General features: G+C 57.0%; 2 protein-coding genes. Both read left to right on the top strand.

What is annotated here, in order from left to right; all coding sequences use genetic code 11:
- Window positions 1-91: 91 nt before the first annotated feature.
- Window positions 92-325, top strand: coding sequence for an AbrB/MazE/SpoVT family DNA-binding domain-containing protein (locus OBACDRAFT_RS17640; RefSeq protein WP_043587954.1), 234 nt, complete (start codon window positions 92-94; stop codon window positions 323-325).
- A 50-nt stretch (window positions 326-375) separates the two neighbouring features.
- Window positions 376-715: type II toxin-antitoxin system VapC family toxin (locus OBACDRAFT_RS17635; protein WP_043587953.1), on the top strand; the 340-nt coding region annotated here is incomplete at its 3' end.

Here is a 715-nt window from a genome sequence, read left to right as displayed (position 1 = left end):
TGAGTTGCGTTATTGAGCGCGGCGGGGAGAGGACTGCGGCATTTGTCAGTGGGGTTTGACAAGTAATACTTTTAACNCGAAAATCCTTACCATGAAACTGACGGTGAAAGGACAGGTGACCATCCCCCTGAAATTGCGGGAGCGATATGGCATCAGGCCCAACGGAGAGGTGGTTTTTGAGGCGGCAAAAGACGGGGTGCTGATTCGACCTGCCGAAGGCGAACGCATGCAACGCCTGCGCAATGCGCTTCGCCGTACGCGAGGCGGTGCCACGGCTGGGTTGAAAACGGCAGACATCATGCGTCAAACCCGCGCGGAGGACTGAACGGATCTTCCCCTCCCCCCCCCCCCCCCCCCCCGAAAAATTAAACGCCCATGGTGCTCGTTGATTCCAACATTCTGATCGATATTTTTACGGATGATCCGGTTTGGGGCGAGTGGTCAGCCGAACAGCTTCTGGCGGTGTCGGTGACGGATGAGTTAGCGATAAATCCACTCATTTACGCGGAGATCTCCATCGCCTACCGCACGGCTGGCGAGTTGCAAAAAGCGCTTCGTCCTTGGCCGCTTGAGCACCTGCCACTGCCATACGAGGCGGGATTTATCGCCGGGCAGGCGTTTCTCGCTTATCGCAAGGAACACAAGGGGCAAAAACGTTCGCCGCTTCCCGATTTTTACATCGGCGCACATGCCCAAGTTTCCGGGCTGCGTCTCC

The sequence above is a fragment of the Geminisphaera colitermitum TAV2 genome (assembly GCF_000171235.2).
GTDB classification, from domain to species: Bacteria; Verrucomicrobiota; Verrucomicrobiia; order Opitutales; family Opitutaceae; genus Geminisphaera; species Geminisphaera colitermitum.
The sequence above is the reverse complement of the archived record's forward strand: the minus strand, read 5'-3'. Positions and strand labels throughout refer to the sequence as shown.

Excerpts from the sequence above, each read along its gene's own strand:
- OBACDRAFT_RS17640 (WP_043587954.1), top strand. The coding sequence starts at position 92 with ATGAAACTGACGGTGAAAGGACAGGTGACCATCCCCCTGAAATTGCGG.